General features: G+C 67.4%; 20 protein-coding genes. 11 read left to right on the top strand and 9 right to left on the bottom strand.

Translation table 11 applies throughout. The annotated features are described in order from the left end of the window. Positions 1-30: 30 nt before the first annotated feature. A complete protein-coding gene (gbcB, locus tag AC4OR5_RS02170) occupies positions 31-1,131 on the top strand; it encodes a glycine betaine monooxygenase reductase subunit (protein WP_003096769.1) in 1,101 nt (366 codons plus the stop codon). Here the strand turns inward: gbcB and AC4OR5_RS02165 are convergent. From AC4OR5_RS02165 to AC4OR5_RS02155, 3 genes are all read right to left on the bottom strand, one after another. Further along, a complete protein-coding gene (locus AC4OR5_RS02165; RefSeq protein ID WP_058160598.1) occupies positions 1,125-3,554 on the bottom strand; it encodes a hypothetical protein in 2,430 nt (809 codons plus the stop codon). The genes gbcB and AC4OR5_RS02165 overlap by 7 nt on opposite strands. A 1,416-nt stretch (positions 3,555-4,970) precedes the next feature. Then, a complete protein-coding gene (locus AC4OR5_RS02160; RefSeq protein WP_003096773.1) occupies positions 4,971-6,011 on the bottom strand; it encodes a threonine aldolase family protein in 1,041 nt (346 codons plus the stop codon). A gap of 83 nt (positions 6,012-6,094) precedes the next feature. Further along, complete coding sequence (locus tag AC4OR5_RS02155; protein ID WP_003096775.1) at positions 6,095-6,736, bottom strand: hypothetical protein; 642 nt, start codon at positions 6,734-6,736, stop codon at positions 6,095-6,097. A 215-nt stretch (positions 6,737-6,951) separates the two neighbouring features. Here AC4OR5_RS02155 and glyA point away from each other — a divergent pair, with 215 nt between their 5' ends. The 8 genes from glyA (at position 6,952) to AC4OR5_RS02115 (ending at position 17,051) form a co-directional block, all read left to right on the top strand. Further along, the gene (glyA, locus tag AC4OR5_RS02150; protein WP_010792442.1) at positions 6,952-8,205 is read left to right on the top strand and encodes a serine hydroxymethyltransferase; all 1,254 of its coding nucleotides are present in this window, start codon (positions 6,952-6,954) and stop codon (positions 8,203-8,205) included. A gap of 85 nt (positions 8,206-8,290) precedes the next feature. Continuing rightward, complete coding sequence (locus AC4OR5_RS02145; protein ID WP_003096779.1) at positions 8,291-9,541, top strand: sarcosine oxidase subunit beta; 1,251 nt, start codon at positions 8,291-8,293, stop codon at positions 9,539-9,541. Positions 9,542-9,634: 93 nt separating this feature from the next. Beyond that, positions 9,635-9,955 carry a sarcosine oxidase subunit delta gene (locus AC4OR5_RS02140; RefSeq protein WP_003096781.1) on the top strand — a complete coding sequence of 107 codons (321 nt, stop codon included), beginning with the start codon at positions 9,635-9,637 and terminating at the stop codon, positions 9,953-9,955. After that, a complete protein-coding gene (locus AC4OR5_RS02135; protein WP_003162069.1) occupies positions 9,952-12,969 on the top strand; it encodes a sarcosine oxidase subunit alpha in 3,018 nt (1,005 codons plus the stop codon). Before AC4OR5_RS02140 ends, AC4OR5_RS02135 begins: the two co-directional genes overlap by 4 nt. A gap of 93 nt (positions 12,970-13,062) precedes the next feature. Continuing rightward, positions 13,063-13,698, top strand: coding sequence for a sarcosine oxidase subunit gamma (gene soxG / locus AC4OR5_RS02130; protein ID WP_003096784.1), 636 nt, complete (start codon positions 13,063-13,065; stop codon positions 13,696-13,698). Positions 13,699-13,747: 49 nt separating this feature from the next. Beyond that, positions 13,748-14,605, top strand: a complete 858-nt coding sequence (locus AC4OR5_RS02125; RefSeq protein ID WP_058159799.1) for a formyltetrahydrofolate deformylase — start codon at positions 13,748-13,750, stop codon at positions 14,603-14,605. A 206-nt stretch (positions 14,606-14,811) separates the two neighbouring features. Then, complete coding sequence (gene fdhA / locus AC4OR5_RS02120; protein ID WP_003096788.1) at positions 14,812-16,011, top strand: formaldehyde dehydrogenase, glutathione-independent; 1,200 nt, start codon at positions 14,812-14,814, stop codon at positions 16,009-16,011. Between the two features lie 83 nt (positions 16,012-16,094). Next, positions 16,095-17,051, top strand: coding sequence for a D-hexose-6-phosphate mutarotase (locus AC4OR5_RS02115; protein WP_016852274.1), 957 nt, complete (start codon positions 16,095-16,097; stop codon positions 17,049-17,051). A gap of 65 nt (positions 17,052-17,116) precedes the next feature. Here AC4OR5_RS02115 and AC4OR5_RS02110 read toward each other — a convergent pair whose 3' ends face one another. From AC4OR5_RS02110 to purE, 4 genes are all read right to left on the bottom strand, one after another. Continuing rightward, positions 17,117-17,665 (bottom strand): DUF3299 domain-containing protein, encoded by a 549-nt coding sequence (locus AC4OR5_RS02110; protein ID WP_003117625.1) that lies wholly within the window; start codon positions 17,663-17,665, stop codon positions 17,117-17,119. 61 nt (positions 17,666-17,726) lie between these two features. Continuing rightward, a complete protein-coding gene (locus tag AC4OR5_RS02105; protein WP_003096795.1) occupies positions 17,727-17,972 on the bottom strand; it encodes a GlsB/YeaQ/YmgE family stress response membrane protein in 246 nt (81 codons plus the stop codon). Positions 17,973-18,086: 114 nt separating this feature from the next. Next, complete coding sequence (locus AC4OR5_RS02100) at positions 18,087-19,169, bottom strand: 5-(carboxyamino)imidazole ribonucleotide synthase (protein WP_003117624.1); 1,083 nt, start codon at positions 19,167-19,169, stop codon at positions 18,087-18,089. 30 nt (positions 19,170-19,199) lie between these two features. Then, positions 19,200-19,691, bottom strand: coding sequence for a 5-(carboxyamino)imidazole ribonucleotide mutase (gene purE, locus AC4OR5_RS02095; protein WP_003106314.1), 492 nt, complete (start codon positions 19,689-19,691; stop codon positions 19,200-19,202). 347 nt (positions 19,692-20,038) lie between these two features. Between purE and adhP the strand changes: the two genes are divergently transcribed. Beyond that, positions 20,039-21,067 carry an alcohol dehydrogenase AdhP gene (gene adhP, locus AC4OR5_RS02090; RefSeq protein ID WP_058159801.1) on the top strand — a complete coding sequence of 343 codons (1,029 nt, stop codon included), beginning with the start codon at positions 20,039-20,041 and terminating at the stop codon, positions 21,065-21,067. Positions 21,068-21,103: 36 nt separating this feature from the next. Here adhP and AC4OR5_RS02085 read toward each other — a convergent pair whose 3' ends face one another. After that, positions 21,104-22,012, bottom strand: a complete 909-nt coding sequence (locus AC4OR5_RS02085; protein WP_003096819.1) for a LysR substrate-binding domain-containing protein — start codon at positions 22,010-22,012, stop codon at positions 21,104-21,106. Between the two features lie 175 nt (positions 22,013-22,187). Here AC4OR5_RS02085 and aspA point away from each other — a divergent pair, with 175 nt between their 5' ends. Further along, positions 22,188-23,612: an aspartate ammonia-lyase gene (gene aspA / locus AC4OR5_RS02080; RefSeq protein WP_058159803.1), complete on the top strand. Its 1,425-nt coding sequence runs from the start codon at positions 22,188-22,190 to the stop codon at positions 23,610-23,612. 364 nt (positions 23,613-23,976) lie between these two features. Here aspA and AC4OR5_RS02075 read toward each other — a convergent pair whose 3' ends face one another. Next, the gene (locus AC4OR5_RS02075; RefSeq protein ID WP_003106317.1) at positions 23,977-25,191 is read right to left on the bottom strand and encodes a YeeE/YedE family protein; all 1,215 of its coding nucleotides are present in this window, start codon (positions 25,189-25,191) and stop codon (positions 23,977-23,979) included. Between the last annotated feature and the right edge of the window lie 8 nt (positions 25,192-25,199).

Raw genomic sequence — 25,199 nt, 5'->3', positions numbered from 1 at the left:
GTTCGGCCCCGTGCGCGCGGAGAGATCATCATGTCGAGCAACTTCCTCAATCCGGTCACCACCCAGACCTGGGCCAACGGCCGGCACCTCGTGCGCTGCGTCAAGGTCATCCAGGAAACCTGGGACGTGCGCACCTTCTGCTTCATGGCCGACCAGCCGATCCTGTTCTTCTTCAAGCCGGGCCAGTTCGTCACCCTGGAGCTGGAGATCGACGGCGAGCCGGTGATGCGCTCCTACACCATCTCCAGCTCGCCCTCGGTGCCCTACAGCTTCTCCATCACCATCAAGCGGGTGCCGGGCGGGCGGGTTTCCAACTGGCTGCACGACAACCTCAAGGAAGGCCAGGAGCTACCGGTGCACGGTCCGGTCGGCCTGTTCAACGCCATCGACTTCCCGGCCGACAAGGTGCTGTTCCTCTCCGGCGGGGTCGGCATCACCCCGGTAATGTCCATGGCGCGCTGGTTCTTCGACACCAACGCCAACGTCGACATGGTCTTCGTCCACAGCGCCCGTTCGCCGAAGGACATCATCTACCACCGCGAGCTGGAGCACATGGCCTCGCGGATCGACAACTTCAGCCTGCACATCATCTGCGAGCGCCACGGCCTCGGCGAAGCCTGGGCCGGCTACCGTGGCTACCTGAACCTGCGCATGCTGGAACTGATCGCCCCGGACTTCCTCGAGCGGGAAATCTTCTGCTGCGGCCCGACGCCCTATATGAGCGCGGTGAAGCACCTGCTGCAGGGCCACGGCTACGACATGAGCCGCTACCACGAGGAAGCCTTCGGGCCGACTCCGCCGGAGGTCCGCGCCGACGTCAGGGAACTGGCCGCGGAAGCCGCCGAGGCGCCGGAGGTACCGGTCGCCGACCAGCACCAGGTGGAATTCACCGCCACCGGCAAGAGCATCCGCGTCAGCCCCGGGGAAACCGTGCACGCCGCCGCCGCCAAGCTCGGCCTGCACATTCCGAAGGCCTGCGGGATGGGCATCTGCGGCACCTGCAAGGTAATGAAGACCGCCGGCGAGGTGGAGATGGAGCACAACGGCGGGATCACCGACGAGGATGTCGCCGAAGGCTACATCCTCTCCTGCTGCAGCGTGCCCAAGGGCGACGTGGTCATCGACTACTGAGGACGCGAGGGAAACGCCAGGCGCTCCCAGTAGCGCCGCCGCGGCAGCTCCTCGGCCGGCAGCCAGCGTCCGGCGCAGGCCTGTAGCGACTCGGCGGGAGCCTTCAGCAGCGAGTCCAGGGCCAGCACGTAGCGCCCCGTCCCCGCGCAGCGGAAGCACAGGTCGTCGTCGAAGCTGTCGAAGCACGGGTACTCGCCGAGGTCGTCGCGGTAGCGACGCAACGTCCGCTCTTGCACGTCGAGCAGCAGCAGGCGCCACTGGTCCCGCTTCAGCTCGCTTTCCTCGTAGCGCTGGACGTGCCGGGTCAGCGCCAGGTAGCGACCGTCCGCCGACCAGATCATTGGCGCCGCCAGGTTGCCCAAGCCGATGCCCGACGCGGTCAGCAGGTAGCCGTCGCGGCTGAACCCGGCGCGCACGTCCTCGTCGCGGTGCATGCCCTCGTAGTGGAAACCGAAGCCCCAGGCGGCGTCCTTCGCGCCCACTGACGGCAAGACGAAGTCGCCGTCGCTCCAGGGCCGCGGCGGTGCGTCCAGCCAGCGCGACGCGGGGCACAGCCGCCAGGCCGTGCCCTCGAACGCCACCCGCGCCTGCTCGTAGTAATGCCGCCAGTCGTCGTGGAAGCGGCCGAATGCGTGCCAGGCGCCGGGCTCGGGCAAGCCTTCGTCGAAGCGGCGCAACAGGCCGGGGTCGCCTTCGCCCGGCCCGCCCGGCGGCTGGTAGGCGTTGCGGCCGAGCAGGTGGAGCAGATGCACCTGGCCATCGATGAAACCTTGCAGGTGTAGATCGGCCAGCGGCTCAGCGAGCCACTCCAGACGCCGCTCCCGGCTATCGAGTATGGCCAGGCGCTGCGGCAGGGTCGGCGCCTCGGCGAAGGCCACCAGGGCCAGGTAGCGACCGCAATCGGACACGCGGTGGTCGAGCGTCCACTCGCCATCCAGGCGCCAGTCGCCCAGGCGCAAGGCATAGGCGCCGCGCTCCGCCTCCTGATCGTCGCGCAACCACTCCCAGACGGCCCGGCTGCCATCGGCCAGCGGTGCGCTCTGCAACAGGCATCCCGGCCTGCCGGCCGCGCCATCCAGGGGCAGCAACAGGTCCAGGCGCGGCATGTCGGCCTCGCGCCAGCGCGGCCGGTCGTCCGCATCGCGAGCGTGCAGAAGGTAGAGGCTGGAATGGCTGTACGAACCCAGCGTGCCGTAGCGTTCGTAGGTCAGGCAGGGTTGCGCCAGGTCCAGGCCGAAACGCAGCCAGCCATCCTCCAGCCCGAGCAATTCGGGCCCGCCGGCATGGGGCTCGGCGGGCAACGCCAACCACGGCGCGCCCAGCGCACGCAGACCGCCGTCCTCTCGCCAAAGCCAGTAGGTATCCTGCCCCAGGGGCTCGCCTGCTGCCTGCAGCGCCAGCGCCCGGCCGTCATCGTTCCAAGCCAATGGCGGCGCTTCCCGCGACAGGTAGAGGCCGCTGGCCTCGCCGTTTATCCACAGCTCGCCGCGGTTGGCGCGCAGCGGCGCGAAAGGATCGTCCAGGGCCAGCAGGCTGGCCGGCAGCCAGGGGAGGATTTCCAGCGCGGGCCCGCCAAGCGGGGACGGTAGCGGTTGCGCGCGCAGATCCCCGCTCCAGCGCTGCCATTCGCTTTCGGGCAGCCAGAGGTCACCGATGGCAACGAAGGCCTCGGCCTCGCTGCCGGCCTTGAGCGCCTGCAGCTCGAGGCGCTGCGGTGCGTTGGACGTCAGCGGGCTGTGCCGGCCGATCACCTCGCGCTCGGTGACGCTGTCCAGCTCCCAGAAGTTGTCCACGGCACAGCGGTAGAGCAACCGCTCCTGCCGGTCGAAGATCGCCAGGCCCCACGCGCCTCGGCTCGGTATCGGCGAAACGAAGTGGCGGCCATCGCTGGAAAAGCGTGCCGAAGGATTGCAGTCGGGGATGAAGCAACCGTCGGGCATCAGGTAGTGGCATACCAGCGGGCCGCCCATGGCGATCTCGCCGCCGTCGAACAGGCGGATCGGCTCGCCCTCGGGGGTTCGCTCGGGCGCTTCGCCGCCCCAGGCGCTACCTCCCGCCGGCAGCGGTACGTCCAGCGCCTGCGGAGCCTGGCGCTCCAGGCGCAGGCCACGCTCGAAACGGATCTGCAGCAGCACGCCGCCGATCACCGCCAGCAAGCCACCGCCCAGTCCCAGCCAGAAGCCCGGCAGTGCCTGGCCCAGGGCGATGCCGCCACCCAGAACCCAGAAGAACAGCGCCTGTTGCAGGCGATACGGCACCTTGCCGCGCCAACGATCCATGGCCCACTCGGCGCCCAGCAGCAGCGCCCAACCCAGCGCTACCAGCGGCAACGGCAGGAGGACGCCAAGGGCCACCAGCACGGCGATCCAGGCGATCTCGCCGAGGCCTTCGAGCAACAAGCGGCCGAGCGGCTTGTCTGACATCCGATCATCCATGATCCATCCCACTTTCCTGGCAAAAGCCAAGGGTAATCAAGGCTCCGGCCAACCACCAGAGCCATCGCGCAGCTCTGTCCTTCTCATACTTGAAAACACCAGGGCGCCAAGGTTGTCCACATTCGGACTGGAATTCCATACAGGTGTCTTCTCGCCACCTGGGCGTTCTCGAAGATCGATTGTAAGCATTTGAAGTTAAAGGTAAAAACGAAAACTTCAAGTTGGTTTCAGGCTCCAGGAACAAAGCCCTTGCCGATCTCTGGAGAGGCCTTTCGAGGGTAGGTTGATCACAGACTTATCCACAGACCGTGTGGTCCATGACACCCCCTGATACCCCGCGGGTCAACGATCGCTATACCGACGATGTCCACTCGCCCTGGCGCATGGGCTCCGCCAGCACATCCGCCTACCCCTCCGGGTGAATCGCGCTTCTCCTCCGCGCGCGCTAGGCGCAGTCTCCTGCTCATTTAACGATCAATCCGCCAGAGACCCCGCCGTCCGGCCGCCCCAAGCGTGAGCGAACAATTTTTCCACAGGGCTTTACACTCCCCTTGGGGAAAACCAGAAAAATATTCACAGGATGAAGAAAAAACCTGGCCTATTCTGGCTCTTCATCCCTTCCCGCCCGGCCTGACCATTTATTGACCAAGTCCATGCAAGCCTTACCCTATAAGGCTTACAGAACTATCCATACAGGTTGTCCACAAGGCTTTCCAGGCCTTTTGTGAGCAACCCTGCGTTTGTGCACATGCCCCCTAAAGCAAGCCGGCAGCCTGTTGACAGAAAATCCGCTCAATTCTTGACCAATAGCCTGGAAGGCGCGGGCCCTCTGGCTCCCAGCATTCTATAAACAGGCTCTGCACACTGACCTCAACAGGAATTGGGGGAAATTCCCGGCGGCGGCCGCAACCGCCGTTCCAGCGCCATCGGAGCGGGAGAATTTTGTCTTTTTCCTCAAGCCGTTACGTCCGTGCAGGGGGTTTGCGGCATTTGCCCCCACTTCGCTCCTTGCTTTTCTATCCACAGGCCTGTCTGGGTCCCGCAGGGACAATGCCCGTCACCGTTTCGTCAGCGCTTTTCACCTGAACCTTCATCGTCCTTTCACAAACGGCTGTTTTCGCTCAAAAACCGACCAACCTCCGAAGAGCCCGGCAGGGCGCCGCGCGGAAGCGACTGCGAACACGTTATTCACATTCGACTCCACAGTGTTTGTGGATTGGCCAGGTTCTCCTGCCATGGGAGTGGAACCGCGTGGATAAAGGCTTTCAACACCCCCGACGGAGATAGGGAGGGTGTTGCCGGGGGCACTTTTGCATAGCTCCCGAACAGTTAGCCCACAGAGTTATCCACAGGAGATGAGGAAAGAGCGGCCGCCCCGGTTCATGGAGGCGGCCGAGAGTGGACTCAGGCGCCCATCACCAGGCGGATGTCCCGCGCCAGTTCGCGGACCCGCTCGATATCGGTATCCCAGGAACACATGAAACGCGCGCCACCTTCACCGATGAAGGTGTAGAAGCGCCAGCCGCGCGCGCGCAAGGCTTCGATCGCCGGCTCGGAAAGCTGCAGGAACACGCCGTTGGCTTCTACCGGGAACATCAGGCTGACGCCGGGAACGTCGGCCACCAGTTCGGCCAACAGCCGCGCGCAGCGGTTGGCGTGATCGGCGTAGCGCAGCCAGGCATCGTCCTGCAGTACGCCGACCCAGGGCGCGGCGAGGAAGCGCATCTTCGAGGCCAGTTGGCCGGCCTGCTTGCAGCGGTAGTCGAAGTCCTCCGCCAGGTCGCGGTTGAAGAACAGGATCGCCTCGCCCACCGCCATGCCGTTCTTGGTGCCGCCGAAGCAGAGCACGTCGACCCCGGCCTTCCAGCTCAGCTCCGCCGGCGAGCAGCCGAGGAAGGCGCAGGCGTTGGAGAAGCGCGCGCCGTCCATGTGCAGGTGCAGGCCGAGTTCCTTGCAGGTGGCGCTGATCGCCTTCAACTCGTCCGGGCGGTACACCGTGCCGACCTCGGTGGCCTGGGTGAGAGTCACCACGCGCGGCTTCGGATAGTGGATATCCTGGCGCTTGAGAGCGATGTCGCGGATCGACGCCGGGGTCAGCTTGCCGACCTCGGTCTGCGCCAGCAGCAGCTTGGAGCCGTTGGAGAAGAACTCCGGCGCGCCGCACTCGTCGGTCTCGACGTGGGCGGTCTCCGAGCAGATCACGCTGTGGTAGCTCTGGCACAGCGCGGCCAAGGCCAGGGAGTTGGCGGCGGTGCCGTTGAAGGCGAAGAACACTTCGCAATCGGTCTCGAACAACTGGCGGAAGTAGTCCGAAGCGCGCGCGGTCCACTGGTCGTCGCCATAGGCGCGCTCGTGGCCGCGGTTGGCTTCGGCCATCGCCGCCCAGGCTTCGGGGCAGATACCGGAATAGTTGTCGCTGGCGAACTGTTGGGTGTTATCGGTCATGTGGGCCTCGGATGGAACGGTTGCCGAGCCCTCGTGGGGCTCCGTGCGGTCGCGCCGGTACGGGTAGGTGCCGGCACAGTCTGTCAGGGTAGCTTGGTCAGCTTCATCTGCTCGACGAACGGCACCAGCACCTGGCGCATCGCCGTGGCGCTGCCGCCATTGGGCATGTCGCGGGTGCTGAGGGTCAGTACGTAGCGGTTCTTGATCACTCCGCTGAGGGTCGAGACGCCCTCCTCGCCCTTGGCCGGGACCATCACCCCCAACGGGTCGCCCATTCGCGTGGTATCGATCAGCGGCAGGTAGTCCTCGCCGCCGAAGCGCTCGGCGGTGCCGTTCTTCAGGGCGGTCTCGCGGGTCTTGTGGAGCAGGGTCAGGTTGGTCTGGGTCATCTCGCGCAGCTTGTCCTGCGCCGCCCGATAGGCCACCGCGTCGCCCTCGGTCGGCGGCGCCGGCAGGCCGGTGTCGGTGAGGACGATCTCCAGGCGCTTGCTGCCGTCGGCGGCGCCGAAGACCACGGTGGCATCGTTGTAGCCGCACTGGCGGGAGAGGAAGTCGTAGCCGAACAGTGGCTTGCCGGCCGGCGGCAAGGCCACTTCGAGTTCATGGCCGGTGCAGGAATCGGCCGGCAGCGCAGGCGCGGCGGCCTGCTTTTCATCGCCGCCCCCGCACCCTTGCAGGGATGCGCCGAGCAGCACGGCGGAAAGGAAGATCAGCGGGCGTTTCATGGTGTTCTCGCAAGACGAAGAGCACGCAGTTTAGCGCCAGCCCGGGGCGTTCCGCATCGGTTGCCGAATCCCACCGCCATGTCGCAAACGCACCTCCCCGTGGCGTGCATAGGCATCTGGGCCGGCAGGGCCGGTCATACCATCGCTGGCAAAGGGACCGCGTGTCCCGTTGCAGCCATTCCGGCGCGGTTCCGGCGCCGCAGGGAGACCCAGCGATGTTCAGCAAGCATGACCAGATCCGCGGCTACGACGACGAACTGCTCGCCGCGATGGACGCCGAAGAGGCCCGCCAGGAAGACCATCTCGAACTGATTGCCTCGGAGAACTACACCAGCAAGCGGGTCATGCAGGCGCAGGGCAGCGGCCTGACCAACAAATATGCCGAGGGCTATCCGGGCAAGCGCTACTACGGCGGCTGCGAACACGTCGACAAGGTCGAGCAGTTGGCCATCGACCGCGCCAGGCAGCTGTTCGGCGCCGACTACGCCAACGTCCAGCCGCATTCCGGTTCCTCGGCCAACGCCGCGGTGTACCTGGCGCTGCTCAACGCCGGCGACACCATCCTCGGCATGAGCCTGGCCCACGGCGGCCATCTCACCCACGGCGCCAAGGTGTCCTCCTCCGGCAAGCTGTACAACGCCGTGCAGTACGGCCTGGACACCGCTACCGGGCTGATCGACTACGACGAAGTCGAGCGCCTGGCCGTGGAGCATAAGCCGAAGATGATCGTCGCCGGCTTCTCCGCCTACTCCAAGACCCTCGACTTCCCGCGCTTCCGCGCCATCGCCGACAAGGTCGGCGCCTACCTGTTCGTCGACATGGCCCACGTCGCCGGCCTGGTCGCCGCCGGCCTCTACCCGAACCCGATCCCCTTCGCCGACGTGGTCACCACCACCACCCACAAGACCCTGCGCGGCCCGCGCGGCGGCCTGATCCTGGCGCGCGCCAACGAGGAGATCGAGAAGAAGCTCAACTCCGCGGTATTTCCCGGCGCCCAGGGCGGCCCGCTGATGCACGTGATCGCGGCCAAGGCGGTGTGCTTCAAGGAAGCGCTGGAGCCGGGCTTCAAGGACTACCAGGCGCAGGTGATCCGCAACGCCAAGGCGATGGCCGAGGTGTTCATCGGGCGCGGCTACGACGTGGTTTCCGGTGGCACCGACAACCACCTGATGCTGATCAGCCTGGTGCGCCAGGGCCTGACCGGCAAGGAAGCCGACGCCGCCCTCGGCCGGGTCGGCATCACGGTGAACAAGAACGCCGTGCCGAACGATCCGCAGAGCCCGTTCGTCACCTCCGGCATCCGCATCGGCACCCCGGCCATCACCACCCGCGGGCTGCAGGAAGCGCAGAGCCGCGAACTGGCCGGCTGGATCTGCGACATCCTCGACCACCTCGGCGATGCCGACGTGGAGGCCAAGGTCGCCACCCAGGTCGCCGGTCTCTGCGCGGACTTCCCGGTCTATCGTTGAGCCCCCCGAAGACGGTCGGGGAGCCCGACGCGCCCCGGCCCAACCCTCTCCGCGGGAGAGGGAGCAACAGTTCAGGAGCATCCACATGCAACGCTACTCCGGCTTCGGCCTGTTAAAGCATTCACTGAGCCATCACGAGAACTGGCAACGCATGTGGCGCACGCCCACGCCGAAGCCGGTCTACGACGTGGTCATCGTCGGCGGCGGCGGGCACGGCCTGGCCACCGCCTACTACCTGGCCAAGGAACACGGCATCAGCAACGTGGCGGTAGTCGAGAAAGGTTGGCTGGGCGGCGGCAACACCGCGCGCAACACCACCATCGTGCGCTCCAACTACCTGTGGGACGAGTCCGCGCTGCTCTACGAACACGCGATGAAGCTGTGGGAGGGCCTGTCCCAGGACCTCAACTACAACGTGATGTTCTCCCAGCGCGGGGTCTACAACCTCTGCCACACCCTCCAGGACATGCGCGACGGCGAGCGCCGGGTCAGCGCCAACCGCCTCAACGGCGTCGACGGCGAACTGTTGAACGCGCAGCAGGTGGCGGAGGAGATTCCCTACCTGGACTGCAGCAAGAACACCCGCTACCCGATCATGGGCGCGACCATCCAGCGTCGCGGCGGCGTCGCCCGCCATGATGCGGTGGCCTGGGGCTTCGCCCGCGCCGCCGATGCCCTCGGCGTGGACCTGATCCAGCAGACCGAAGTCACCGGCTTCCGCAAGCAGGACGGCGCGGTGATCGGCGTCGAGACCAACCGCGGCTTCATCGGCGCGCGCCGTGTCGGCGTGGTCACCGCCGGCAACTCCGGGCACATGGCCAGGCTCGCCGGCTTCCGCCTGCCGCTGGAGTCGCACCCGTTGCAGGCGCTGGTCTCCGAGCCGCTGAAGCCGATCATCGACAGCGTGATCATGTCCAACGCCGTGCATGGCTACATCAGCCAGTCGGACAAAGGCGACCTGGTCATCGGCGCCGGCATCGACGGCTACAACGGCTACGGCCAGCGCGGCTCTTACCCGGTGATCGAGCACACCCTGCAAGCCATCGTCGAGATGTTCCCGGTGCTCTCGCGGGTACGCATGAACCGCCAGTGGGGCGGCATCGTCGACACCACCCCGGACGCCTGCCCGATCATCGGCAAGACTCCGGTGCAGAACCTGTTCTTCAACTGCGGCTGGGGCACCGGCGGCTTCAAGGCCACTCCCGGCTCCGGAAACGTCTTCGCCGCCACCCTGGCCAAGGGCGAACCGCATCCGCTGGCCGCGCCCTTCTCCATCGAACGCTTCCACAGCGGTGCGCTGATCGACGAGCACGGCGCGGCGGCAGTGGCGCACTGACAAAAGCCGCCCGAAGGGCGAAATCCGCTGCCCCTCGCCCGTCAGGAAGAGGGTGCCGGTCAACCGGCAAGAACAGTTTCCGGAGGCTACAAAATGCTGAATATCTTCTGCCCCCACTGCGGCGAACTGCGTTCCGAAGAGGAATTCCACGCCAAGGGTCAGGCCCACATCCCGCGCCCGCTCGACCCGAACGCCTGCAGCGACGAGGAATGGGGCGACTACATGTTCTTCCGCGACAACCCGCGCGGCCTCCATCACGAGCTGTGGGTGCACGCCGCCGGCTGCCGCAAGTACTTCAACGTCACCCGCCATACGGTGACCTACGAGATCCTCGAGACCTACCTGATCGGCGAGCAGCCCAGCGTCGTCGCCGACGGTGAGAAGAAACCCGCCGTACAAGGGGAACCGGCATGAGCCAGATCAATCGCCTGTCCAGCGGCGGCCGCATCGACCGCAACCGCCCGCTGACCTTCAGCTTCAACGGCCAGCACTACCAGGGCTATGCCGGCGACACCCTGGCCGCCGCGCTGCTGGCCAACGGCGTCGACATCGTCGGCCGCAGCTTCAAGTACTCGCGGGCGCGCGGCATCGTCGCCGCCGGCGCCGAGGAGCCCAACGCGATCCTGCAGATCGGCTCCCGCGAAGCCACCCAGATCCCCAACGTACGCGCCACCCAGCAGGCCCTCTACGGCGGCCTGGTGGCCACCAGTACCAACGGCTGGCCGAACGTGCAGAACGACCTGATGGGAATCTTCGGCAAGGTCGGCGGCAAGCTGATGCCGCCTGGTTTCTACTACAAGACCTTCATGTACCCGCAGTCGATGTGGATGACCTACGAGAAGTACATCCGCAAGGCCGCCGGCCTGGGCCGCGCGCCGACCGAGGTCGATCCGGACAGCTACGACTGGATGAACCACCACTGCGACGTGCTGGTGGTCGGCGGCGGCCCGGCCGGCCTGGCCGCCGCCCTCGCCGCCGCTCGCAGCGGCGCGCGGGTGATTCTCGCCGACGAGCAGGAAGAGTTCGGCGGCAGCCTGCTGGACACCCGCGAGACCCTCGACGGCAAGCCCGCCGCCGAGTGGGTCGCGGACGCCGTGGCCGAGCTGCAAGGCCTGCCGGAAGTCATCCTGCTACCGCGCTCCACGGTCAACGGCTACCACGACCACAACTTCCTCACCATCCACGAGCGGCGCACCGACCACCTCGGCGAGGTCGCCCCGCTCGGCCAGGTCCGCCAGCGCGTGCACCGCGTACGCGCCAAGCGCGTGGTACTGGCCGCCGGCGCCCATGAGCGGCCGCTGGTCTACGGCAACAACGACCTGCCCGGCAACATGCTCGCCGGCGCGGTTTCCACCTATGTACGGCGCTACGGCGTGGCACCGGGCAAGAAACTGGTGCTGGCCACCAACAACGACTACGCCTACCGCGTCGCCCTCGACTGGCAGGAAGCCGGCCTGCAAGTGGTGGCCATCGCCGACGCTCGGGCCAATCCGCGCGGCGAGTGGGTCGAGGAAGCACGCCAACGCGGTATGCGGGTGATCACTGGCAGTTCGGTGATCGAGGCTCGCGGCGGCAAGCGGGTCAGCGGCGCCAAGGTCGCCCGGATCGACCTGCAGGCCATGCGCGCCAGCGGCGGCGAATGGCTGGACTGCGACCTGATCGCCAGCTCCGGCGGCTACAGCCCGGTCGTGCACCTGGCCTCGCACCTGGGCGGCAAGCCGGAGTGGCGCGAGGAAATCCTCGCCTTCGTCCCCGGCGAAGGCCTGCAGAAGCGCATCTGCGCCGGCGCCGTGAACGGCGTGTTCGGGCTCGCCGAGGTGCTCGCCGACGGCTACCAGGCCGGGAGTCGCGCCGCCCTCGACGCCGGCTACAAGACCGCCGCCGGCAGCCTGCCGAAGGTCCAGCCGCGCCGCGAGGAAGCGTCCGTCGCGCTGTTCCAGGTGCCCCACGAGAAGCCCACGGCACGCGCACCGAAGCAGTTCGTCGATCCGCAGAACGACGTCACCGCCGCCGCCATCGAACTGGCCTGCCGCGAGGGCTTCGAGTCCATCGAGCACGTCAAGCGCTACACCGCGCTGGGCTTCGGCACCGACCAGGGCAAGCTGGGCAACATCAACGGCCTGGCGATCGCCGCGCGGGCCCAGGGCAAGAGCATCGCCGACACCGGCACCACCATGTTCCGTCCGAACTACACCCCGGTGACCTTCGGCGCCGTCGCCGGCCGCCACTGCGGGCACCTGTTCGAACCGGTGCGCTTCACCGCCCTGCACGCCTGGCACGTGAAGAACGGCGCCGAGTTCGAAGACGTCGGCCAGTGGAAGCGGCCGTGGTACTTCCCGCGCCGGGGCGAGGACATGCACGCCGCCGTGGCCCGCGAATGCCGCGCGGTGCGCGAGGCGGTCGGCCTGCTCGACGCCTCGACCCTGGGCAAGATCGACATCCAGGGCCCGGACGCGCGGGAGTTCCTCAACCGGGTCTACACCAACGCCTGGACCAAGCTCGACGTCGGCAAGGCGCGCTACGGCCTGATGTGCAAGGAAGACGGGATGGTCTTCGACGACGGCGTGACCGCCTGCCTGGCCGACAACCACTTCGTCATGACCACCACCACCGGCGGCGCCGCCCGCGTACTGGAGTGGCTGGAGCTGTACCACCAGACCGAATGGCCGGAGCTGAAGGTGTACTTCACCTCGGTCACCGACCACTACGCGACCCTCACCCTGTCCGGCCCGAACAGCCGCAAGCTGCTCGCCGAAGTCACCGACATCGACCTGGACAAGGATGCCTTCCCCTTCATGACCTGGAAGGAAGGCAAGGTCGCCGGGGTGCCGGCGCGGGTGTTCCGCATCTCCTTCACCGGCGAGCTGAGCTACGAGGTGAACGTCCAGGCCGACTACGCCATGGGCGTGCTCGAAGCGCTCGCCGAGCACGGCGCGAAGTACGGCCTGACGCCCTACGGCACCGAGACCATGCACGTCCTGCGCGCCGAGAAGGGCTTCATCATCGTCGGCCAGGACACCGATGCCTCGGTCACCCCGGACGATCTCAACATGGGCTGGGCGGTGGGCCGCAGCAAGCCGTTCTCCTGGATCGGCTGGCGCGGCATGAACCGCGCCGACTGCCTGCGCGAGGATCGCAAGCAACTGGTCGGACTCAGGCCGAGCAACCCGCAGGAGGTACTGCCCGAAGGCGCGCAACTGGTGTTCGACACCCAGCAGGCGATCCCGATGAAGATGGTCGGCCACGTCACCTCCAGCTACATGAGCGCCAGCCTCGGCCACGGCTTCGCCCTGGCGGTGGTGAAAGGCGGCCTCAAGCGCATGGGCCAGAAGGTCTACGCGCCGCTGGCGGACGGCCGCTTCATCGAGGCGGAGATCTGTTCCTCGGTGTTCTACGACCCGAAAGGGGAACGGCAGAACGTGGATTGACCGGAGAGGGGCTCGCCCCTCTCCCCGGCCCTCTCCCCGAAGGGAGAAGGCAGACAGGCTACCAGGGCGCGCGGCGCCCCAAGGTGAAAACGAATGAGCAAGGCAAACGTCTACCAGCAACGCCCCGAACCCGGCGTCCACGCCGAATCGCCGCTGCACCATGCCGAGCTGCACAAGCTCGCCGGCAAGACCGCCGCGAAGGCCGGTATCGTCCTGCGCGAGAAGAAGCTGCTCGGCCACCTGGTGCTGCGCGGCGATGCCGCCGACCCGGCCTTCGCCGCCGCCGTGCACCAGGCCCTCGGCCTGGAACTGCCGGTGGCCCTGACCCTGGTCGCCAGCGGCGAGACCTCGCTGCAATGGCTGGCCCCGGACGAATGGTTGCTGATCGTCCCCGGCGGCGAGGAATATGCCGTCGAACAGCGCCTGCGCCAGGCCCTGGGCGAGGAGCTGCACTACGCGGTGGTCAACGTCAGCGGCGGGCAGACACTGCTCGAACTGAGCGGAGCGAACGTCCGCGAACTGCTGATGAAATCCACCAGCTACGACGTGCATCCGAGCAACTTCCCGGTGGGCAAGGCGGTCGGCAGCATCTTCGCCAAGTCGCAATGCGTGATCCGCCATACCGGCGAGGACACCTGGGAGCTGGTCGTGCGCCGCAGCTTCGCCGACTACTTCTGGCTCTGGTTGCAGGACGCCAGCGCCGAATACGGCCTGCAGGTAGCGGCATGAGTAGCCTTCCCCGCTCCCCGGGAGGGGATACCGGACCCGGAGCCTCGCGATGAGCCGTACCCCCGACACCTGGATCCTCACCGCCGACAGTCCCAGCCTGCTGGGCACCGTCGACGTGGTGACGCGCTACCTCTTCGAGCAGCGCTGCTACGTCACCGAGCACCACTCGTTCGACGACCGCCTGGCGCAACGCTTCTTCATCCGCGTGGAGTTCCGCGCCGGCGACGGCTTCGACGAAGCCTCCTTCCACGCCGGACTGGCCGAACGGGTGGCACCGTTCGGCATGCGTACCGAGCTGACCGCGCCGGGCTACCGCAGCCAGGTGGCGATCATGGTTTCCAAGGCCGACCACTGCCTGAACGACTTGCTCTACCGCCAGCGCATCGGCCAGTTGCCGATGGACGTGGTGGCAGTGATTTCCAATCACCCGGACCTGGAGCCGCTGGCGCGCTGGCACGGCATTCCCTACCACCACTTCCCGCTCGACCCGAACGACAAGCCGGCCCAGGAAGCCAGGGTCTGGCAGGTACTCGAAGAGAGTGGCGCCGAGTTGGTGATCCTCGCTCGCTACATGCAGGTGCTGTCGCCGGAACTGTGCCGGCGCCTGGACGGCTGGGCGATCAACATCCATCACTCCCTGCTGCCCGGCTTCAAGGGCGCCAAGCCGTACCACCAGGCCTACCAGAAGGGCGTGAAGCTGGTCGGCGCCACCGCCCACTACATCAACAACGACCTCGACGAAGGGCCGATCATCGCCCAGGGCGTCGAGACGGTCGACCACGCCCACTACCCCGAGGACCTGATCGCCAAGGGCCGCGACATCGAGTGCCTGACCCTGGCGCGGGCGGTGGGCTACCACATCGAGCGGAGGGTATTCCTCAACGCCAATCGGACCGTGGTGCTGTAAGCGCGCCCTCTCTCCCCAACCCTCGCTGAAGGAAGAGCGCCAGGGAGAGGGGCGCTTCCCACGGCCTCGCGTCCCGAGCAACACCGACAGCCCGCCGGCTGCCAGCATTCTCCGGCCCTGTCGCGCAACAGACGACTTTCCAGTGCAAAGCCGCGCGGCCGTGGACGCCGCGCATTTGTACCCACAACGACAAAGAGGAAACGCGTATGTCTGGCAATCGTGGTGTGGTTTATCTCGGCCCGGGCAAGGTCGAGGTGCAGAACATTCCCTATCCGAAGATGCAGGACCCGCAGGGCCGGCAGATCGACCACGGGGTGATCCTGCGGGTGGTCTCCACCAACATCTGCGGCTCCGACCAGCACATGGTGCGCGGCCGCACCACCGCGCCGGAAGGCCTGGTGCTGGGCCACGAGATCACCGGCGAGGTGGTGGAGATCGGGCGTGGCGTGGAAACCATGAAGATCGGCGACCTGGTCTCGGTACCGTTCAACGTCGCCTGCGGCCACTGCCGTACCTGCAAGGAACAGCACACCGGCGTCTGCCTGACGGTCAATCCGGCGCGGGCCGGCGGCGCCTACGGCTACGTCGACATGGGCGGCTGGGTCGGCGGCCAGGCCGAATACGTGCTGGTGCCCTACGCCGACTTCAACCTGCTGAAACTGCCCAACCGCGAAGCGGCGATGGAGAAGATCCGCGACCTGACCTGCCTTTCGGACATCCTCCCCACCGGCTACCACGGCGCGGTCACCGCCGGCGTCGGCCCGGGCAGCACGGTCTACATCGCCGGCGCCGGTCCGGTCGGCCTGGCCGCGGCGGCCTCGGCACGCCTGCTCGGCGCGGCGGTGGTGATCGTCGGCGACGTCAACCCGACCCGCCTGGCCCATGCCAAGAAACAGGGCTTCGAGATCGCCGACCTGTCCAAGGACACCCCGCTGCACGAACAGATCGCCGCTCTGCTGGGCGAGCCGGAGGTCGACTGCGCGGTCGACGCGGTCGGTTTCGAGGCGCGCGGCCACGGCCATTCAGGCTCGCAGCAGGAAGCCCCGGCCACCGTGCTCAACTCGCTGATGGGCATCACCCGGGTCGCCGGCAAGATCGGCATCCCCGGCCTGTACGTCACCGAAGACCCGGGCGCGGTGGACGCGGCCGCCAAGCACGGCGCCCTGAGCATCCGCTTCGGCCTGGGCTGGGCCAAGTCGCACAGCTTCCATACCGGCCAGACCCCGGTGATGAAGTACAACCGCCAGCTGATGCAGGCGATCATGTGGGACCGGATCAAGATCGCCGACATCGTCGGGGTGGAAGTCATCACCCTCGACGATGCGCCGAAAGGCTACGGCGAGTTCGACGCCGGGGTGCCGAAGAAATTCGTCATCGACCCGCACAACCTGTTCCGCGCGGCCTGAACCACCGGCAACAACCGACGCGGCCTACGGGCCGCGTCTTCGTTGGCGCTATCCGGGGGAACTGCCGGCGATAAAATGGATCGGTGATACTGCTGCCATCCATTCGCGTCCCGGAGACCGCCATGAGCACCGATAGCCCGATCAACCGCGTCGAACAGGTACAGGTCGACGACCTGGCCTGCTGGCGCATCCACACCGCCCATGGCGAGGCGCTGATCGCCCAGCAGGGCGCGCAACTGCTCAGCTACCAGCCCCACGAACAGCCGCCGCTGGTCTGGCTCAGCGACGAGGCCGGCTACCGGCGCGGGCAGTCGGTACGCGGCGGGGTGCCGGTGTGCTGGCCGTGGTTCGGTCCGCTGGAGCGCAACCCGCAGGAAGTCCGCGGCCAGGTGGAAGATGGCCTGAAGGCGCCTGCCCACGGGCTGGTCCGGGCGGTCGACTGGGAAATCGACGACATCGCCGAGGAGGACGGCGACCTCTGCGTCAGCTTCCGCCTCGACGCCCCCGATGGCCTCCCCGGCTGGCCGCACCCGGCGGCGCTGCGCATGCTGTTCCGCTTCGGCGAGCGCCTGACCCTGCGACTCACCAGCGAGAACCTCGGCAGCAAGCCGCTGGTGCTCAGCCAGGCACTCCACACCTACTTCGCGGTCAGCGACAGCCGCGAGATCGCCATCGAGGGCCTGGAAGGCGCGCGCTACATCGAGACCCTGGAGAACTGGGAAGAACGCACCCAGCACGGCGCGGTACGGGTCAAAGGCGAACTGGACCGCATCTACCTCGGTCTCGAACGCGACCTGCTGATCAAGGACCCGCGCTGGGAACGCAGCATCCACCTGCACGCCCTCGACTCGCGCTCGGCGGTGGTCTGGAATCCCTGGGTGGACAAGTCCCGGCGTCTCTCGCAGTTCGCCGACGACGCCTGGCAGCAGATGCTCTGCATCGAGACCGGGCGGGTCTGGGACGACCTCATGGTGGTCGCCCCCGGGCGCAGCGAAAGCTTTGGCGTGCAGATCTGGAGCGAGCCGCTGAAACGGCCCTGAGCGGAACGGCGAGCGGACGGGGCGGCTCGCGTCGTCCGCCATGAACCGTTGCGCAGGTGCCGGCCCTACAGGTCCGCTTCCTCCACCACCTTCACCCGCGCCTTGTCGATGGCGTAGGCGGCATCGGCCAGGTCATTGCTCACCTGCTCGATCTTCAGCGTGCCGCTGACCCACAGCGGGGTGTAGATATCGGTCAGCTTCAGCCCCTGTGGATAACGCACCAGGACGATCTGGTTCGGCGGCGGCGGCGGCACGTGGATGCAGGCGCCCGGATAGGGCACCAGGAAGAATTCGGTGACGCGGCCCTTGGCGTCGTTCTCCAGCGGCACCGGGTAGCCGCCGAGGCGGATCGCCTTGCCATCCAGGCTGGCGACGGTCTTGGCCGAATACATCACCGCCGGCATCTTTCGGTCCGACTGCTTCAGGCCACCCTTGCTGGTGAAGGTGCCGGCGGCCTCCGGGGTGTCGTGAATGATGTCGGGCATTTCTTCCAGCGCCTTGCGGTCGGCCGGCGGCATCAGTTCCAGCCAGTCGGTCTCGGGCAGTTCGGCGTGGGCCAGGGGTGAGGACAACAGGGCGAGCAGCAACAGGCGGGCGAACGGGAAGCGGCGCATGATGGCGGGAATACCGGCGAAGTGAGGAAACGCCGGCCCCCGCGGGGGCCGGCCAGAGCCATCAATTCTTCTTGATCAGGCCGTAAATGACCAGCAGTACGACGGCGCCGACCACCGCGCCGATGAAACCGGCCGCCTGGCCGGCCTGGTAGAAGCCGATCGCCTGGCCGCCGTAGGTGGCCAGCAGCGAACCGCCGATGCCGAGCAGGATGGTCATGATCCAGCCCATGCTGTCGTCACCTGGCTTCAGAAAGCGTGCAACGAGACCAACGATCAGTCCGACGATGATGGTTCCGATTAATCCCATGACAGTCCCTCCTTACGGGTGTATGCGCATGTATTGCGCCTGCCATGGGACAGTGTAGAAAAGCCTTGGGTTCAGTGCCGCCCGCCAACCCAAGGATGGGCGGACGGCAATCGCTCACGCCTCGATCAGCGCCTCGACCTCGGCGATGCGCGCCTGCAGCGTCGCCCGGTCGGCACAGCGCAGGGTGGCGTGGCCGACCTTGCGGCCGTTCTTGAAGGCCTTGCCGTAGTGATGCAGGTGGCAATCGGCGACGGCGACCACCTGAGCCACCGGGGGCACTGCGCCGATGAAATTGAGCATCGCGCTCTCGCCGACCTTGGCGGTCGAGCCCAGCGGCAGGCCGGCGACGGCGCGCAGGTGGTTCTCGAACTGGCTGCACTCGGCGCCTTCGATGGTCCAGTGCCCGGAGTTGTGCACGCGCGGGGCGATCTCGTTGGCCTTCAGGCCGCCGTCCACCTCGAAGAACTCGAAGGCCAGCACGCCGACGTAGTCGAGCCGGGCCAGCACGCGGCCGACGTAGTCCTCGGCCAGCGCCTGCAACGGATGCGCGCTGCTGGCCACGGAGAGCTTGAGGATGCCGCTGTCGTGGGTGTTGTGCACCAGCGGGTAGAAACGCGTCTCGCCATCACGGGCGCGCACCGCCACCAGCGAGACTTCCCCGGTGAACGGCACGAAGCCCTCGAGGATGCACGGCACGCTGCCCAGTTCGGCGAACGCGCCCTGCACGTCGGCCGGCTGGCGCAGGACCTTCTGGCCCTTGCCGTCGTAGCCCAGGGTGCGGGTCTTGAGCACCGCCGGCAGGCCGATGGCGGCCGCGGCGGCATCGAGGTCAGCCTGGGACTGGACGTCGGCGAAGTCCGGGGTGGGAATGCCGAGGTCCTTGAACATCGACTTCTCGAACCAGCGGTCGCGGGCGATGCGCAGCGACTCGGCGTTCGGGTAGACCGGCACGAACTGGGAGAGGAAGGCCACGGTTTCCGCCGGCACGCTCTCGAACTCGAAGGTCACCAGGTCGACCTCGTCGGCCAGTTGCCGCAGGTGCTCCTGGTCGCCGTAGTCGGCGCGGATGTGCTCGCCCAGGGAGGCCGCGCAGGCGTCCGGCGCCGGGTCGAGGAAAGCGAAGTTCATGCCCAGCGGGGTTCCCGCCAGGGCCAGCATGCGGCCCAGCTGGCCGCCACCGATGACACCGATTTTCATGGTTCGAGCCTTACCTTCTCAGAGCCTGTCTCACGCATCGCGCGGGTCGGGATTGTCCAGCACGGTTTCGGTCTGGTTGGCGCGGAACTGCTTCAGCGCCTCGTGGTACTGCGGGTGCTTGGCGCCGAGGATGCTCGCCGAGAGCAGCGCCGCGTTGACCGCGCCGGCCTTGCCGATGGCCAGGGTGGCGACCGGTACGCCGGCGGGCATCTGCACGATGGAGAGCAGCGAGTCGACACCCGACAGCATCGACGACTGTACCGGCACGCCGAGTACCGGCAGGTGGGTCTTGGCCGCGCACATGCCCGGCAGGTGGGCGGCGCCGCCAGCGCCGGCGATGATCACTTCGAGGCCGCGGCCTTCGGCTTCCTCGGCGTACTGGAAGAGCAGGTCCGGGGTGCGGTGGGCGGAAACCACCTTCACTTCGTAGGGGATGCCCAGCTTGTCCAGCATGTCCGCGGTGTGACTGAGGGTGCTCCAGTCCGATTTGGAACCCATGATCACGCCAACCAGTGCGCTCATCGTCGTGCCTCTCTCAAATGCGCCGTCCGGCGCGTCAGAAACCAACAAGCCACGCTTCGTCGAGGGGCGTGGCTTGTACTGGGCCGAGCCGGCGGGCAGTGCCGGTTCGAAGGCGGCGCAGTATACCGCAAAGGCAGGCCGGGCGCGCGCCGGGGGCTACCGTCCGTCCCGTTTTTTCGCGCCATGGCGGGAAACTTGCCGCAACTCAATGCGCGCCTGCCACGAGCGGCCAGACTGGTTGTCGCGGCGCGCTCCGAGGGAGCGGCGGCCGCGCCGGTTCCGCAGCCTGTCGCGGTGCCCGTCAAAGGCACCGCGACAGGCGCTCAGCCCCGTCCAAGGAGATGACCATGACCCTGCCACAGACCATGAAAGCCGCGGTCGTGCACGCCTACGGCGCGCCGCTGCGGATCGAGGAAGTCAAGGTTCCGCTGCCCGGCCCCGGGCAGGTACTGGTGAAGATCGAAGCCTCCGGCGTCTGCCACACCGACCTGCACGCCGCCGAGGGCGACTGGCCGGTGAAGCCGCCGTTGCCGTTCATTCCCGGTCACGAAGGCGTCGGCTACGTCGCCGCGGTGGGCAGCGGAGTGACCCGGGTGAAGGAAGGCGACCGGGTCGGCATCCCCTGGCTGTACACCGCCTGCGGCTGCTGCGAGCACTGCCTGACCGGCTGGGAGACCCTCTGCGAGAGCCAGCAGAACACCGGCTACTCGGTGAACGGCGGCTATGCCGAATACGTATTGGCCGACCCGAACTACGTCGGAATTCTGCCGAAAAACGTCGAATTCGCTGAAATCGCGCCGATCCTCTGCGCCGGCGTCACCGTCTACAAGGGGCTCAAGCAGACCAACGCGCGCCCCGGCCAGTGGGTGGCGATCTCCGGCATCGGCGGCCTCGGCCACGTCGCCGTGCAGTACGCCAGGGCCATGGGCCTGCACGTCGCCGCCGTCGACATCGACGACGCCAAGCTGGACCTGGCGCGCAAGCTCGGTGCCAGCCTGACGGTCAACGCCCGGCAGGAAGACCCGGTGGAGGCGCTCCAGCGCGACATCGGCGGCGCCCACGGGGTGCTGGTCACAGCGGTATCCAACAGCGCCTTCGGCCAGGCCATCGGCATGGCCCGCCGCGGCGGCACCATCGCCCTGGTCGGCCTGCCGCCGGGCGACTTCCCGACGCCGATCTTCGACGTGGTGCTCAAGGGCCTGCACATCGCCGGCTCCATCGTCGGCACCCGCGCGGACCTTCAGGAAGCCCTGGACTTCGCCGGCGAAGGCCTGGTCAAGGCGACCATCCATCCGGGCAAGCTGGACGACATCAACCAGATCCTCGACCAGATGCGCGCCGGGCAGATCGAGGGGCGCATCGTCCTCGAGATGTGACTTGCGGGGCGGCGCCCCGGCGCCGCCCTTGCCTGTCTACTCGACGCTGCCCAGCCCACCTTCCAGCTTGCGCCAGAGCAGGCGGATCGCCGCCTTGCGCACCAGCGCGCAGCGGTACAGGCGGATTTCCTGCGGCACGAACCATTGCGGCCCGCCACAGATCGCCAGCTCGCCGCGTTCCAGTTCGTTGACCACGCTCAGCCGCGGCACCCAGGCCACGCCCATGCCTTGCAGCGCCATGCTCTTCAGGCTGTCGGCCATCGCCGTCTCGTAGACCGTGGTGTAGCGCAGGTTGCGCTGGCGCAGCAGCAGGTTGACCCCGCGACCGAGGAAGGCGCTGGCGCTGTAGGCGAGCAGCGGCACGCTCTGGCCGTTCTCCAGGTCGAACAGCGGCTGGCCCTCGGCGTTCACCGCGCAGACCGGCAGCATCTCGGTGCGCCCCAGGTGCAGCGAGGGGAAGATCTCCGGATCCATCTGCAACGCGGCGTCAGGGTCGTAGAACGCCAGCATCAGGTCGCAGCTACCCTCGCGCAGGGAATGCACCGCCTCGCCGACGTTGGTGGCGATCAGCCGACTGGCGATGTTCAGCCCCTCGTTGCGCAGCCGCGCGATCCACTGCGGGAAGAAGCCCAGCGCCAGCGAGTGGGCGGCGGCGAACTGCAGCACCTCGCCCTGCCCGCCTTCCAGGTGGTGCAGGTGGCGCACCACCTGGCCGAGCTGCTCGACCACGCTGCGCGCGGTGACCAGGAACAGCTGCCCGGCCTCGGTCAGTTCCACCGGCGTGCGCTGGCGATTCACCAGGGTCAGGCCGAGGGCGTCCTCCAGGCTGCGAATGCGCCGGCTGAAGGCCGGCTGGGTGACGAAGCGCTTCTCCGCCGCTTGGGAAAAGCTGCGGGTGCCGGCCAGGGCGATGAAATCCTCCAGCCACTTCAGTTCGAGGTTCACGACGGGAAAGGCTCCGGTAATGCGATGACACGTCCGCCATCATACCAGCGTCACATCCAACATTATGCCGTTTGTGCATGAGGCAGCGTTTAACAGCATTGGCCACGAAATCGTCACATCCTTAGTCTAGTGGGCATCGCGGCACTGGCCGTGTCCCTCTGAGACAAATCCCGTCATGTCCCCCGTTGCATCTTCCCGTATCGAGACAGACCTGCTCGGCACCCTCGAAGTGCCCGCTGACGCCTACTACGGCATCCAGACCCTGCGCGCCGTGAACAACTTCCGCCTCTCCGGGGTGCCGCTGTCGCACTACCCGAAGCTGGTCGTTGCCCTGGCCATGGTCAAGCAGGCCGCCGCCGACGCCAACCGTCAGCTCGGCCATCTCCCGGAAGACAAGCACGCCGCCATCAGCGAGGCCTGCGCCCGCCTGATCCGCGGCGATTTCCACGAGCAGTTCGTGGTGGACATGATCCAGGGCGGCGCCGGCACCTCCACCAACATGAACGCGAACGAAGTGATCGCGAACATCGCGCTGGAAGCCATGGGCCACACCAAGGGTGAGTACAAGTACCTGCACCCGAACAACGATGTGAACATGGCGCAGTCGACCAACGACGCCTACCCGACCGCCATCCGCCTGGGCCTGCTGCTCGGCCACGACACCCTGCTGGCCAGCCTCGACAGCCTGATCCAGGCCTTCGCCGCCAAGGGCGTCGAATTCGCCGGCGTACTGAAGATGGGCCGCACCCAGTTGCAGGACGCCGTGCCGATGACCCTCGGCCAGGAATTCCACGCTTTCGCCACCACCCTCGGCGAAGACCTCGACCGCCTGCGTCGCCTGGCGCCGGAGCTGCTCACCGAAGTGAACCTCGGCGGCACCGCCATCGGCACCGGCATCAACGCCGACCCCGGCTACCAGAAGCTCGCCGTCGAGCGCCTGGCCGCCATCAGCGGGCAGCCGCTGAAACCGGCCGCCGACCTGATCGAAGCCACCTCCGACATGGGCGCCTTCGTGCTGTTCTCCGGCATGCTCAAGCGCACCGCGGTCAAGCTGTCGAAGATCTGCAACGACCTGCGCCTGCTCTCCAGCGGCCCGCGCACCGGCATCAACGAGATCAACCTGCCGCCGCGCCAGCCGGGCAGTTCGATCATGCCGGGCAAGGTCAACCCGGTGATCCCGGAAGCGGTCAACCAGGTCGCCTTCGAAGTGATCGGCAACGACCTCGCCCTGACCCTGGCGGCCGAAGGCGGCCAGTTGCAACTGAACGTGATGGAGCCGCTGATCGCCTACAAGATCTTCGACTCGATCCGCCTGCTGCAACGCGCCATGGACATGCTCCGCGAGCACTGCATCACCGGCATCACCGCCAACGTCGAGCGCTGCCACGAACTGGTCGAGCACAGCATCGGCCTGGTCACCGCGCTGAACCCGTACATCGGCTACGAGAACTCCACGCGGATCGCCAAGACCGCCCTGGAGAGCGGCCGCGGCGTACTGGAACTGGTACGCGAGGAAAAGCTGCTGGACGAAGCCACCCTGGCCGACATCCTGCTGCCGGAAAACATGATCGCGCCGCGCCTGATTCCGCTGCGCGCCTGATCCGATACGAGATCGAGCGCGCCCAGGTCCGGCTGTCGACGCAGCCGGGCCGCAGCACAGCCGATCGAAGAAGGCTCACCGGTAGAGGGGGAGTACTACCCCCTCGACCTTTAGGGATGGATACCCTTCATCCCTTCTTTTATACCCGGCGCCCCGGCCCAGCCGCGGCGCCACGCTCACCGGTCGAGAGGGATACCAACTTTCCCTCTCTACACTCTGAGGGACACGGCGACCTGCGGTGTCCCTTCTTTTTTTCACCATCCACTAACGGCCCGCAGATCTTCCCCGTTGCCGAGGTGTTGTGTGGCTGCGCTCACCTGTGGATAACGTCCGCGTCATACGTCCTACGAAGGCATATCCCCTCTCAACACCCCGTCAACCCTTGCTCCCGCCGCTCCTCCGGGAAGAAATAAGGCCTCAATACCCGTACCCCGACGCTGTTGCCGGCAAACGCCGCCACCAACCACAACCAGCCATGCAGGCTGCCGGACGCGATCCCGCTGAAATACGCGCCGATGTTGCAGCCATAGGCCAGGCGCGCGCCGTAGCCGAGCAGCAGCCCGCCGATCACCGCCGCCGCCAGCGAACGGCGCGGGATGTCCAGGTTCGGCGCGAAGCGTCCGGCCAGGCCGGCGGCGAGCAGCGCGCCGAGGACGATGCCGATGTCCATCACGCTGGTGATGTCTTCCCACAGCGGCGCGGCCAGCGCCTTGGCGTTCGCCGGCGTCTGCCAGAAGGCCCAGGCGCCGACGTCCAGGCCCACGCCCTGGGCGATCTTCGCGCCCCACAGGGCGAAGGCCGATGTGATGCCCCAGGGGCGTCCGGCGAGGTACAGGGTGAGGAAGTTGAGCAGCGCCAGCGCCAGCGCGCCCCAGACCAGCGGCCAGGGGCCGCGGAGGAAGCGCCGCCAGCCGCGCCATTCGGCGCTCGGCGGGGTTTCCAGGGTGCCGTGGCGGGCCTTCTCCATGCGTACCGTGACCCCGGCGATGCCGATGAACACCGCCAGGCTCAACACCAGCGCCGGTGCCAGGCCCAGTTCGGCGACCAGCGAGATCGGCGGCAGCGACGGCAGGGCGAACCACCAGCCGACATGCTGGGTGGCGATCAGCGAGCCGAGGATGAAGAACAGCAGGGTCACCAGCATCCGCGCGTTGCCGCCGCCGACGGTGAACAGGGTGCCGGAGGCGCAGCCGCCGCCCAGTTGCATGCCGATGCCGAAAATGAAGGCGCCGACGATCACCGAAGTGCCGACCGGCGAGACGAAACCGCTCACCGGCTGGCCGAACAGGCTGCCCGCCGCCAGCGCCGGGAAGAACAGCAGCACCGCCAGCGCCAGCATCACCATCTGCGCGCGCAGCCCGGCGCCGCGCCGTTCGCGGATGAATACCCGCCAGGCGGAGGTGAAGCCGAAGGCGGCGTGGTAGAGGGTCAGGCCCAGGGCGCCGCCGACGATGAAGAGGATGGCCTGGCGCGCGCTGACCGCGTTGAACAGGAACAGCCCGCCGAGCACCAGCAGGGCGAAGGCGATCAGGGGGGCGGCGAGCTTGCGCTCGGGCGCGGCGGAAAGGGCGACACTCATGGCTACTC

It is taken from the genome of Pseudomonas sp. YA1, assembly GCF_058680555.1.
This window is presented reverse-complemented; position numbering and strand designations above follow the sequence as displayed.

Bases quoted from the DNA above. Each gene is read 5' to 3' on its own strand.
- gbcB (WP_003096769.1), top strand. From the start codon at position 31: ATGTCGAGCAACTTCCTCAATCCGGTCACCACCCAGACCTGGGCCAAC.
- AC4OR5_RS02165 (WP_058160598.1), bottom strand. From the start codon at position 3,554: ATGTCAGACAAGCCGCTCGGCCGCTTGTTGCTCGAAGGCCTCGGCGAG.
- AC4OR5_RS02160 (WP_003096773.1), bottom strand. From the start codon at position 6,011: ATGACCGATAACACCCAACAGTTCGCCAGCGACAACTATTCCGGTATC.
- AC4OR5_RS02155 (WP_003096775.1), bottom strand. From the start codon at position 6,736: ATGAAACGCCCGCTGATCTTCCTTTCCGCCGTGCTGCTCGGCGCATCC.
- glyA (WP_010792442.1), top strand. From the start codon at position 6,952: ATGTTCAGCAAGCATGACCAGATCCGCGGCTACGACGACGAACTGCTC.
- AC4OR5_RS02145 (WP_003096779.1), top strand. From the start codon at position 8,291: ATGCAACGCTACTCCGGCTTCGGCCTGTTAAAGCATTCACTGAGCCAT.
- AC4OR5_RS02140 (WP_003096781.1), top strand. From the start codon at position 9,635: ATGCTGAATATCTTCTGCCCCCACTGCGGCGAACTGCGTTCCGAAGAG.
- AC4OR5_RS02135 (WP_003162069.1), top strand. From the start codon at position 9,952: ATGAGCCAGATCAATCGCCTGTCCAGCGGCGGCCGCATCGACCGCAAC.
- soxG (WP_003096784.1), top strand. From the start codon at position 13,063: ATGAGCAAGGCAAACGTCTACCAGCAACGCCCCGAACCCGGCGTCCAC.
- AC4OR5_RS02125 (WP_058159799.1), top strand. From the start codon at position 13,748: ATGAGCCGTACCCCCGACACCTGGATCCTCACCGCCGACAGTCCCAGC.
- fdhA (WP_003096788.1), top strand. From the start codon at position 14,812: ATGTCTGGCAATCGTGGTGTGGTTTATCTCGGCCCGGGCAAGGTCGAG.
- AC4OR5_RS02110 (WP_003117625.1), bottom strand. From the start codon at position 17,665: ATGCGCCGCTTCCCGTTCGCCCGCCTGTTGCTGCTCGCCCTGTTGTCC.
- AC4OR5_RS02105 (WP_003096795.1), bottom strand. From the start codon at position 17,972: ATGGGATTAATCGGAACCATCATCGTCGGACTGATCGTTGGTCTCGTT.
- AC4OR5_RS02100 (WP_003117624.1), bottom strand. From the start codon at position 19,169: ATGAAAATCGGTGTCATCGGTGGCGGCCAGCTGGGCCGCATGCTGGCC.
- purE (WP_003106314.1), bottom strand. From the start codon at position 19,691: ATGAGCGCACTGGTTGGCGTGATCATGGGTTCCAAATCGGACTGGAGC.
- adhP (WP_058159801.1), top strand. From the start codon at position 20,039: ATGACCCTGCCACAGACCATGAAAGCCGCGGTCGTGCACGCCTACGGC.
- aspA (WP_058159803.1), top strand. From the start codon at position 22,188: ATGTCCCCCGTTGCATCTTCCCGTATCGAGACAGACCTGCTCGGCACC.
- AC4OR5_RS02075 (WP_003106317.1), bottom strand. From the start codon at position 25,191: ATGAGTGTCGCCCTTTCCGCCGCGCCCGAGCGCAAGCTCGCCGCCCCC.